General features: G+C 62.3%; 12 protein-coding genes. 3 read left to right on the top strand and 9 right to left on the bottom strand.

The genetic code is table 11. The features are described from left to right. Positions 1-553: 553 nt before the first annotated feature. From ACLD0U_RS14420 to ACLD0U_RS14400, 5 genes are all read right to left on the bottom strand, one after another. On the bottom strand, positions 554-1138 hold the full coding sequence (locus ACLD0U_RS14420) for a 2'-5' RNA ligase family protein (RefSeq protein WP_410341033.1): 585 nt from the start codon (positions 1136-1138) through the stop codon (positions 554-556). Positions 1139-1254: 116 nt separating this feature from the next. Next, complete coding sequence (locus tag ACLD0U_RS14415) at positions 1255-1839, bottom strand: RNA polymerase sigma factor (protein ID WP_410341032.1); 585 nt, start codon at positions 1837-1839, stop codon at positions 1255-1257. After that, positions 1836-2447 carry a hypothetical protein gene (locus tag ACLD0U_RS14410; protein ID WP_410341031.1) on the bottom strand — a complete coding sequence of 204 codons (612 nt, stop codon included), beginning with the start codon at positions 2445-2447 and terminating at the stop codon, positions 1836-1838. Before ACLD0U_RS14410 ends, ACLD0U_RS14415 begins: the two co-directional genes overlap by 4 nt. 215 nt (positions 2448-2662) lie before the next feature. Beyond that, a complete protein-coding gene (locus tag ACLD0U_RS14405) occupies positions 2663-3019 on the bottom strand; it encodes an SdpI family protein (protein WP_410341030.1) in 357 nt (118 codons plus the stop codon). A 245-nt stretch (positions 3020-3264) separates the two neighbouring features. Continuing rightward, positions 3265-3825, bottom strand: a complete 561-nt coding sequence (locus ACLD0U_RS14400) for a hypothetical protein (protein WP_206821265.1) — start codon at positions 3823-3825, stop codon at positions 3265-3267. A gap of 303 nt (positions 3826-4128) precedes the next feature. Between ACLD0U_RS14400 and ACLD0U_RS14395 the strand changes: the two genes are divergently transcribed. Beyond that, positions 4129-4359 carry a hypothetical protein gene (locus ACLD0U_RS14395; RefSeq protein WP_410341029.1) on the top strand — a complete coding sequence of 77 codons (231 nt, stop codon included), beginning with the start codon at positions 4129-4131 and terminating at the stop codon, positions 4357-4359. Here ACLD0U_RS14395 and ACLD0U_RS14390 read toward each other — a convergent pair whose 3' ends face one another. From ACLD0U_RS14390 to ACLD0U_RS14375, 4 genes are all read right to left on the bottom strand, one after another. Further along, positions 4360-4638, bottom strand: a complete 279-nt coding sequence (locus ACLD0U_RS14390) for a hypothetical protein (protein ID WP_224818230.1) — start codon at positions 4636-4638, stop codon at positions 4360-4362. 188 nt (positions 4639-4826) lie between these two features. Further along, positions 4827-5360 carry an RNA polymerase sigma factor gene (locus ACLD0U_RS14385; RefSeq protein ID WP_410341028.1) on the bottom strand — a complete coding sequence of 178 codons (534 nt, stop codon included), beginning with the start codon at positions 5358-5360 and terminating at the stop codon, positions 4827-4829. After that, the gene (locus ACLD0U_RS14380; RefSeq protein WP_410341027.1) at positions 5357-6115 is read right to left on the bottom strand and encodes a hypothetical protein; all 759 of its coding nucleotides are present in this window, start codon (positions 6113-6115) and stop codon (positions 5357-5359) included. The genes ACLD0U_RS14385 and ACLD0U_RS14380 overlap by 4 nt, the downstream gene beginning before the upstream one ends. A gap of 260 nt (positions 6116-6375) precedes the next feature. Continuing rightward, positions 6376-6933, bottom strand: a complete 558-nt coding sequence (locus tag ACLD0U_RS14375; RefSeq protein ID WP_410341026.1) for a hypothetical protein — start codon at positions 6931-6933, stop codon at positions 6376-6378. Positions 6934-7274: 341 nt separating this feature from the next. Here ACLD0U_RS14375 and ACLD0U_RS14370 point away from each other — a divergent pair, with 341 nt between their 5' ends. Then, positions 7275-8486, top strand: a complete 1212-nt coding sequence (locus tag ACLD0U_RS14370) for an MFS transporter (protein WP_410341025.1) — start codon at positions 7275-7277, stop codon at positions 8484-8486. 446 nt (positions 8487-8932) lie between these two features. Beyond that, entirely contained in the window at positions 8933-9496 is a 564-nt protein-coding gene (locus tag ACLD0U_RS14365; protein WP_206821260.1) for a hypothetical protein, read from the top strand. Positions 9497-9993 lie beyond the last annotated feature (497 nt).

Genomic DNA, 9993 nt, shown 5'->3' with positions numbered 1-9993 from the left:
CGCTGATACCGAAGTCGGTCGCAATCTGCTTGATGGTGACGCCGCTCTCACGGCTACGAGCGACAGCGACGACGTCCCCGCGGAACTCTCTGGGATAGGGACCGGGCATGATGACATCCTTCCCGCCAGCCCCTCCCGACACCAACGATCAGTTGTCACCGATTCGTTCCTCACGCCCACCCGAATGAAGTTGGCCTGTCCGACACCAGTGGGCTCGATTTACTCGGCGGCGCAGACGTCCTACCGCACTACACGGCGGAGCAGCGAGAATCAGCCCGATCACACGCCATACGAACGTCTCGACCCGTTCTGTGTCTGCCGGAGGCGAGCGGAGCGGTAGTCCGCGAAGGACGAATACGAAGCGCGGGGCCGGAGCCGATCGAAATAGTCGACCGCGAGCGGGTTCGAGTTCTCGTCGTGGGGGAAGACTGCCCATGCGATCTCGGCCACGTAGAACCTCCGGCCTGACCGACGGGCGGCATCCGCCGAAACGGTCGTCTTTGGCAAGAGAACGCCGGCGCTCACCGAGCACGGCGCGTTGGCGACGTGCGCCTCAGTGGCCGAGTTGGATGACTTCGCTGTGTTCCTCACCGTGAGCATACGAGACAAGCTCTACCTCGGTGACCGTCTCGTGCAGCGGCTGTTCGAACTCGTGAACTCGTGCGGACTCGATTGCCTTCCAGCCTTCACGCGACAGCGTTTCGCCATAAACGATGGACATATGGAAGGTCCAGTCGGCCAGGGGCAGCTCACCAAGTCGACGAAAGCTAGTGGCGTCCAGCATGTCGGTCAATGTCGCGTAGGCGGAGACGAGGGAACTGCTACGAGCGAGCCGAAGGATGAGGATCTGCCAAGGGGCCGGGAACGCATCGACTGCCTGGCCGATGATCTCGATTGGCTGTTGCTCACATGCCCAGGCGTGCACGAGCGCGCTGAGTTCCTTGAGGCGCGATGGCTCGTAGAAGCCTCGTAGCGTCACATGGCCGCTGTGCGGGTGCGGAAGCCCCGCTAGCCCCAACGCCTTGCCCTGTTCCGTTGCGTACCGATCCGCCAGCCTTGAGGTAGGACGGAGCACGAGGTACTGCTGCCCATCGAGAGACTCGAGCTGCCTCGGTGTATTCATGAACGGTTTCCGCATGGGATGACGCTACTCGGCAGCCCGGAGAACTCGGATCTCATTACGCGGCTACCGCTCATGGAGCAACTGCTGTCGAGGATTGCTCTACAGCGCGTGGCACCCGAACTATTGCGCCCTCAGCTGTCGACGAGGTCCTGTCGTGAACGGTCTTCTACGACAGCGGCAGCGGCAGTGGGTTCGTCGTTTGGAGAGGTGGTGCCCTCGGGGCGTTCCGCCAGGTAGGTTCTCAACGATGCGCGTGCGCGGTGATAGCGACTCCGGACCGTTCCCTCCTTCATGCGCATGATCCGCCCTACATCCTTGAGCGAGAAGCCCTCCCAGTGCACGAGGCCGATGATGTCGCGATCAACCTGTTCGAGACGTATTAGGGCGTCTCGAAGGTCTGCATGATCATCACGATCCGAAAAGGCGGGACTTTCTGCGACGGTCAACATGCTTCGTAGTCGATCAGCCACAGCATGCTTGCGCTGCATGGTCCGATGATGACGAAGCAGAACCTTCCGCGCGATCCCGAACATCCATGGACGAACTTCGGAGTCATCGGAGGGGAGCGCTGTGATCCGCTTCCATACGATCAGGAGCACCTCGGACAATAAATCTGCAGCATCCTCCGGTGAGTCGACGCGCCGAGTCAGGTAGGCCAGCACATCGGCCGCGTGCGCGCGGACCGCGGCCGTGGCGCGAGACTTGCTCGTGCTCATCCCGCAGCACCACAGATCATGCCCATAGCGTCCACGGTTCGGGCGTCCGAATCTGGAAGGGGGCCTGCACGGTGGCCCTCGCTCAGCCAGTGAATGTCGTCAAAAGTCTGTTGTACGAATGCGCGGAGGATCGGCTCCAGGCCAAGGGCGACGCGGCTTTCACCATCGCTGTCACCCTCTCTAGGAGGTTCTGTGTCGTATAGGTGCTGCCCCAGTCCTGTCCAGTTGTGCGAGACGATCGCGTCGTCCAGAGTCGCGTCATCGCCTCGATGGGGATTGCGCACCTCGATCCATGCCCGACAGTTCTCCGCGTGACCGTCTTCAGTGACCCACGTCACCGGAATCGGCGCCGTGTTGCGCACGTTTCCGAGCGGCATGCTCACTCCTGCCCAGTGCGACATTGCAATCACCCCGGTACTCGCACCAGCGGTTAGCAAAACCCCGCCCGCGACACATGCCGGAAGTAGCCATCTGCCACGCACCTTTCTGCCGGCGCTGAGTCGCTTCGGCATCGTTTCGTCAGCGATACGTTCGGCCTCGGACACCACCGAGCCAGACAGGCTCGTTGCCATGCCATCAAGCGCTTCGTCCAGATTCGTACGAGTCATGACCCCTCCTAGAGCATCTACCAATACATGCCCGGGATGCGTGCAAACGTTGCAGGAGCTTCCGAGTTGGGGATTGTCGACCTGTGAGCAAGGTCGCGTCTGTGATCTCGACGGGTACGGCTTCGGCGCGTTTCTGGCGCGCAACCCGTCTCCTGCTCGCGGCCGAGGCCTCCCACCGAGCGTGCCCGACATCGTTCGGACAGCCCGATCGTCGATCAATCGCTCGGAGAGTTCTCTGCCTGACGGGCGGCCTTTCCTGCCACCACTGATCCGATGACGAGCCAGATCGCGATCCAGGCACAGCCGACGGCGGCCGCACCGATGGCGTAGTCCTCACCGACGAAGACAGCGGTTGCGGCCGCGGCGATGAGGCCGAACCCACCTATCGCAATGGGAACCGCGGCGGCGGCGTGTCCGTGACTCCAAGCGTCCACGGAGCGAAGGGTCGTTGTGGTCCTGATGCCTATCCAGAAGTTCATAGGGAGGGCGCGACGGTACGCCCGATAGGCAGTCCACACCATGATGACCCCCGCGATGAGCAGAGGGATTGCGGTGCTGATGGCGATGATCATGGAGAGGAGCTCCGTCCGTGGTCTTCGAATGTTGTGGCGCTGCCGTCTGGGCCAGAGCAGACTCGCACCGTCGAGCGCCCGCCGGGTCTTCCGGCGGATGGGTGGTGCATGAACTTCCATCCTGGAAGACCTCGACGTCTATCCGCGAACCAGCCGCCGCCCCTCTGCTACACCTCAGAATGCGAAGAGCCACGTTTCCGGCAGCGCCAGATCGCCTCGACCGCCGTCGACTTCGGGGCCTCCCGTCAGACCCCTTGAACGTGTGTGTCAACTTCCGCAGCGATATCGGAATGGAGCTTCATCGACGTCCGCCAATCGTCATGGAGCAGCGCATGATCGACGTCGTCGAATGCGATTATCTTGGCGTTCGTACCTGGCACAGCCTCCGGTATCCAGTGGCGATCCTTCGTCCCGCCGATCGCGAGGTGCCTGTGGTCCGCCGCACGCAGCGCCGAGGCGACCTCCGGCTTGTTGAGTAGAGGCGTCAACCACACGCCAGCGATACCCTCGTCAACGCAGCGCGGCAATGCGAAAGTCCCGAGCGACTTGGCGACCACCAGATCAGGCTGAGTCGATGCCTCCGCCGCGTGAAGCTCGAAAGCGCGATCGATCAATTGATACGGACTTGCGAAGTCTCCATCGCCGTCTTCCCACTCCGCCACGCACACGCACCATCCGTTGGAAGCGAGTGCGGCCGCGGACCAGTACAGTAGCGGTGCCTGTGCAGGGTAGTCAGCTCCCGGGAGTAGCAGCGCTGAACGTCCAGTTGTTGCGGCTTCGTTGCCCAACCGCTTGATACGCACCATGCCCCGACGATACTCGTCGTCAATGTAGCGCTGAGAACCAACGCATGAGCCGCCACGCACGATGAGCGCGCATAGTGTCGATCCCGCAGGCGGAGTGATAGTGAAGAGCCGTTGCGACAGCAGCAACGGGCCATCGATCGAAGACAGACGCACTCGATTCTTGACGCGTGGTCTAGCCATGCCGGTTCTCCTCCGGTGAGCGAGCGATATCCACGAGAGCGGTGGAAACTACTGCAAGCGACAGCTTCGGCAACAACGGCGCACCCCCGTTGCGACAGTTAGTGCAGATGCTGAGTATGTATCGTGACCGAACTTGATCGATTCACGCTTGCCGAGGTCTCCGTCAACATGTTCGCCTCTCCCGAGACGTTCGCGGCGCCGTACGAGGACATCATCGAGCTTCTTGAGACGAAGTGCGGGGGCAGTGCTTGGGAAGTTCACTCGCAGGGCGATGCGACCGGAGATCCCGAGTACCGCCACGTGCTCGAGCGGCTGCGTGAAGAGGCTGAGGTCACGAATCGCCGTTCCGGGTGACTATGGGTTGAGTTCAGAAAGGCGTTGCTCTACTTCGGTGAGCTCCTGTCGGACTCTCCGCAGCTGAGCGGGGGAGAAACGCGACACCTGAAGCCTGAGAACCGCATCAGCTTCGATCTCGCTCAGGGTGAAGTTCTCGGCCACAGCCGCTCGCAACTCATCGTCGTCGCCTTCCACCGAAGCGCACACGGCAAGAAGGCGATCTGGCTCCTGCAGAACCGCCACATACGCAGACAGAATTTGGTGCCGGCCACTAAGAGATCTTTCGTCAACGACCACGCAGCCAAGCTAGCAAGAGGTTGGCGGGTCACATGCCTTTCAAGACTCGCCGTCGAGTTGGAGGGAAGGGTTAGCCGCACAGGGCCTGCCGAAAACGATCGTTTACGGCGGCGGCGCGCTACATAGCTCGGGACCAGCGCCGTAATCGTGCGCCCCAACCTAGTTTCGGCGGGGGTTATTGGAGACCGTCAATCGGGTGATGACAGCTGTTGACGGAGCTTGCCGCGCGCACGAGAGTAACGAGCCCTCGCAGCTTCCGGGGTTAAGCCGAGAACGCGGCCAGCGTCGGCGACCGTGAACCCGTCCCAGCCGACGAGTAGAACGAGTTCGCGGTCTTTCGCCGTTAGGGTTGCCAGGGCAGCTCGAAGTTCGAGGTCGGGTTCAGGGTTGGTGACGGCATCCTCGCGCACGACAGCGCGGAGACGATCGGCGAGTGCGTTCCTGCGGACTGCTCCTCGACGTGTGCTCTGGAGTACGTGTCGCGCGATCCCGAAGGCGTATCGGCGGGCATCTTCGTGAAGCAACGGTAGAGACTTTTGCTTCCGCCACAGCACGAGAAGAGTATCGGCGACGGCGTCCGCGGCGTCTTCACGGTTGGTGAGGCGGTTGGTGAAATATCCAAGCAGATCGGGCACTAGTTCGGCGATCAAGATGTCGAGGGAGGCCGCGGGCCGCGCGGACGTCACGGCCGGAGGCAGCTCGTTCACGTCCGTGGCGCTCACTTGCTCGCCTCATAGTCATTCAAGAATGTCTCGTAGTACGAGTCAGGTCTGTTGGAGCGATCAACGCCGTCCCAGCCCGAAGCCCCCTCGATCTGTGCAAGTTCCTGCGCCGCTTGCACGTCCTCGGCGGAGATCTCTTTCCCGAACCTGGCCATGATGTACGTGATTCCGCCGCCGTCTGTCTGGACGAACGCAGGCCATGTCGCCGCGTCGGAGATCACCTTCGCCGCGGCCGCCATACGGGTCTTGTCGCAAGCATCGTGCGCAGTAAGCCACTCTTCGATCCAACCGACGTACGCGGCATGTTCGAAGCTCCGGATCAACCCGACTCGCTGTGTAACACCGGGCTCTGCGGAGTGTGCAGCTCGCACCTGTTCGATCAGACCTTTCTTGGTCTGGCCCGGCGCCAGCTGAAGCTGCGCTGGATAGATAGATTCGAGGTACTCGCCCAGATCAGACGCTGAGGTGTCAACGAACTCGCTGTCCTCGATCACCTCGGAACCGCCGAACACGATCTCGGTCTGGGCGATGAAGTGCCGAATGGTCTCTGCAACAGCCGGCGCTGCGAACACTCCGCCGCCGATCACAGCTGCGCCAGCAACTGCCGCGCAGGCGCGTCTTCTCCATGACGCAGCTGCTGCTTCAGACCGAGCTTCTGAAACGAGGAGCGCGACCATTCCGGACGGCAACGGCTGCTGCTCGCCTCGTCGGCTCTCGGCCGAAAGCCGTCTCGTCAGTTCATCATCGCTGATCATGGTCATCTCCATCTTGTGGCCTGCTTCACCTGAGACATGGCCGGGACGGAAGGAAGCGTGACATCCGTGCGCGGGGGTGATCCGCGCCAGGCAGCGCGGACGCCTCCGCCGAACACAATCGTTTCCGGTACAACGGCGGTCGGCATTGATCCCGGCCGCCATAAACCGTGCAGCAGTCCCGGGGCATACGGCGCAGCCCTTATGCGTCGGGAAGCTCTCGAGTTCGGGCGTTGCGTCGTTCAGCCCGAGACTGCACTCGCTCAGGTGGGCTGATGGCGCCGGCGCGGTGGGAGGCGAAGATGCATGGTGGCGAACGCCATCAGAGCGAGGGACGGGATCAGCAGCCGCCACTCCGGGACGTAGCCGTCAACGAGCGGCCAGTCGGCTTCGTCGTACTTGATCGGTCCGGCGTCACCCACGACGTACGACAGGAGTATGCAGACGACAGCGAGTCCGAGCAGCGCGAGGAACCAGGACGTGTGTTCCCTCCACCAGCGACGAGCGCGCGGAGCGAGGCGAAGGGGAAGCCCGACAAGAAAGGCTAGGACGGTGAGCGGGGTGGAGGCCAGCGCGATTCCGAAGAGCTGCAACCCCTCTGAGTAGCCGATTGCGGCAGTAGAGCAGATCGCGATCACGATGTAGGTGGTCAAGCCCGTGACAAAGATCTGGATCGCGGTTAGGATCAGGCCGACGCGCCCAGGATCGTAATCCTCAGGTGCGCTGGCGATTGACACGTCGGGGCCGATCTGATTCTCAGAAGTCACGGTCGAATCGTATTGCGTGGACGTGACGTCGAAGCGTCTTAGTTCAACGCTCACGTCTATCCGCCTGCAACTATCGCTTAAGCCGCGACACAGCTCTCGGCCGCGAAACGCCTCCTCCAAGTGCTCGTTCGGATCGACAAACTTCGGGCCTTGGGCTGCTTCACACTCGTACCACGCGCGGGCGGTCTGGCTCGCACCTCCAATCGGAGTCCAGTCGTCACCGAGAACGATCGTTTTCGGCAGGTGCTCTGGAGCGCCGATCGCGCACCGGTAGAGTGAGCGCGTGCTTCTTTCCTGTGACTGATCGGTGACAGCGACCTCAGACGTCGCTCTCCCAACCGATCATTTCTCTTCAGCGCGCTGACAGCGCGCTAATTGGCTTGGAGTCACCCATCATGCAGTCCACCCGGACGGCACGTTATATCGACGTGCTCAGACTGCCTCGAGTTCTCGGAACCTTCGGGGCCGCCCTCATTGGCAGAGGCGCCTACGCGCTTGTCTTTCTTCCCCTGTTCTACGCGGTCACCGACGTGACCGGCTCTGTTGGATTGGCCGGTATCGCCGTCGGCTTGTACGGCGCGGGAGCGAGCTTCCTCGCCCCCATACGTGCATGGTTTATTGACCATTTCGGGGCCCGGCGCATCCTTGCGGTACTGGTTGTGCTGTTCAGCGCCATTCTTGCCGCCATCGCTTTGTCAACCTTCTATCAACTAGACGGCGGGACGCTCCTCGTTCTCGCGACCGTTGCTGGGGCCGTCGCGCCACCGCTTGGGCCGACCATGCGCGTCGCGTGGGGACGACTCGCACCGACGAGTGAGCTTCTGAAAAAGGGTCTCAGCTTTGATGCGGTTGTCGAGGAGTTGCTCTATCTCGGAGGTCCCGCCGCAACAGGCCTTGCCCTCGCGTTCATCGCTCCCGGTGCGGCGCTTCTGGTCCCATCCGCTCTCGTTCTCGTCGGCGGCCTTCTCTTCGTCACCACGCGCACTGTCGGGGACATGGGACCACAACTTCCACAGGATAAGCGGGGGACCCGCGAACGGCCCTTGCTCCTCGAACCCCGGTTCGTTGCGATCTTGATACCCACACTCGTTGCGGGAGCGATCTCCGGCAGCCTCAGCATCAGCGTCCCCGTTGTCGTCGCCGGCGCCGGCGGCCCGGCAGCAGCAGGCATCGCACTCGGTCTGTTTGCCGGAGGTAGCGCAGCCGGCGGGCTTCTCTATGGAGCGCTTCGCGTACCCGGGTCACCGATGCGGCAGCTTCTGGCCTTAGCGGCCGCTCTGGTCGTCGTGAGCTCCGTCATTGCGCTTGTGACCGGGGCTGTTGCCGTGTCCGTTGTTCTTGCCGCAGCTGGCTTGTTCTTCTCCCCAGTGATGATCGTGGCCTACTTTGCCGCCCACCAGGAAGGTGGCGAGCACCGCCAGAACTCAGCGACAACCTGGGCCAACACCAGCCACAACGTAGGAGCAGCACTCGGCAGCGCTCTCGCAGGCATCATGATCCAAGCTACGACGGTCCCCGCCGCCGTCCTCGGAATCGCCACCGGCTCAGTGATCCTCATCATCGCCAGTGCTGTATTGAGCAGAGCGGGCGCACGCTCCAAACGATAGCCACCTGCCGGGGCGGATGAGTATCATCTGCCCAGACACGGCAGTCTCACGAATCCCACCGTCCGAGGCGGCCCGGGCACCGCGCGAACAAGCCGAGCGTGTCTCACAAGATCCGCCGACAACGTCTGCCGTTCGGAGGTCATGACAAGCATCTGCGGCAGCCGTTTGGAAGCGGATGGCGGAAAACTTGTCTGAGACGATCGTTCTCGGTGGCGAGGTTGCCGGTCGTGAGCGCCAGGGTCCAGAACCCGAGCTCACAGCCGCGTGGCGGCTGACGATTTCGATGGGAAGGTCGCCAGGCCACGGGCCTCACTCAAGTGCCGCCAGACCCGCTTCGCTAGGCCTGCCCTGCGGCCGCCGTCAGACGGAGCGCCGGACGGCAAGGTCGTTCTGATGACGCTGATGACGGTTGTCCATCGCGGGTCGGCGCGGGCAGACTGGCAACCATGCTTTATGACCGCGTTCTGGACGTCGCGGATGCCGAACAAGTGCGTTCCGAAATTGCTGCGTTGGCTGCGCCGCGCACTCTCATGGTCGAGGGTGTGAGTCAGGGTCGGCTTGGGATCGATCAGTTTCGATTCTGGGTGAGCGAACCGGCAGCGGCCTGGGAGATGGTGCGCGACAACGGAGCGAGGTGGTCCTACGTCGAAGGCGTCGTCGATTACGGGGGCGGCGAGCCCCGTCAGCTGGATTTCATCGCTTCTCTACCAGAACAGCTGAAGATGCTCTGGCCAACCGAGTTGTTGCTCTGGGGGAATCGTCCTACGCACTTCCGTCCGGTCCTTCTTCAACGCATCGGCCAAAGCTCGCTACTTCTCACGCTTGAGCACGGGGAAGACCCCGCAATGCGACAGACGATGGTGGTGGATCGGTTCACCGGCATCGCCACAAAGCGAATTGAGTACGACCGCGGGCTGATACTAACGAGCGTCGTTGCCCTTGGTGAAACGCCGCCGAATCTTGACGCTACCTTCGAACCCGTCACCGATTGGATCCGCTCAGAATACTGAGCGCCCGTCGAGCAAAGTCCCGCGTACGGGTTTCTCGGTTTGTGGCGCAACACGCGCGAGGAGGGGGCGCGGACTCCGTAGACGATCGTCATGACTGCCGGTCGGCAGGGTTTTCCGGCGGACGCGGTTCCGCGGAGATTCACACACTGCGTACCCGGGGCACATGGGACAATCGTGCGTGCTCTCCGTTACTCATGAACCGGCTGCTTACGTATGCCCCTTCTGTGGACTTCAGCGGGGCATCTTCAACGAGCGGAATCAACCTTCGGATGTCGTTGCCGTCACGGAGCGTGCTTTTGCGCGTATCGCGCCGAAGTGGTGGCCGGGTAACGCGGGTGCGGTTCTCGTGATTCCGCGCACGCACGTTGAGAACATCTACGCGCTCACCCCGGAGGACGGTCAAGCCGTGTGGGAGCTAACTGTAGTTCCTCGGGAGGTTGTGAACGCGTGACATAGAGAAGACCTCCGGCAAGGATGTGGGTTACCACACTCGCATC

Origin of the sequence: Microbacterium sp. 2216-1 (genome assembly GCF_046507855.1) — a bacterium.
In the GTDB taxonomy this organism is placed as follows: domain Bacteria; phylum Actinomycetota; class Actinomycetes; order Actinomycetales; family Microbacteriaceae; genus Microbacterium; species Microbacterium esteraromaticum_C.
This window is presented reverse-complemented; position numbering and strand designations above follow the sequence as displayed.

Excerpts from the sequence above, each read along its gene's own strand:
- ACLD0U_RS14410 (WP_410341031.1), bottom strand. The coding sequence starts at position 2,447 with ATGACTCGTACGAATCTGGACGAAGCGCTTGATGGCATGGCAACGAGC.
- ACLD0U_RS14400 (WP_206821265.1), bottom strand. The coding sequence starts at position 3,825 with ATGGTGCGTATCAAGCGGTTGGGCAACGAAGCCGCAACAACTGGACGT.
- ACLD0U_RS14370 (WP_410341025.1), top strand. The coding sequence starts at position 7,275 with ATGCAGTCCACCCGGACGGCACGTTATATCGACGTGCTCAGACTGCCT.
- ACLD0U_RS14415 (WP_410341032.1), bottom strand. The coding sequence starts at position 1,839 with ATGAGCACGAGCAAGTCTCGCGCCACGGCCGCGGTCCGCGCGCACGCG.
- ACLD0U_RS14420 (WP_410341033.1), bottom strand. The coding sequence starts at position 1,138 with ATGCGGAAACCGTTCATGAATACACCGAGGCAGCTCGAGTCTCTCGAT.
- ACLD0U_RS14380 (WP_410341027.1), bottom strand. The coding sequence starts at position 6,115 with ATGATCAGCGATGATGAACTGACGAGACGGCTTTCGGCCGAGAGCCGA.
- ACLD0U_RS14365 (WP_206821260.1), top strand. The coding sequence starts at position 8,933 with ATGCTTTATGACCGCGTTCTGGACGTCGCGGATGCCGAACAAGTGCGT.
- ACLD0U_RS14405 (WP_410341030.1), bottom strand. The coding sequence starts at position 3,019 with ATGATCATCGCCATCAGCACCGCAATCCCTCTGCTCATCGCGGGGGTC.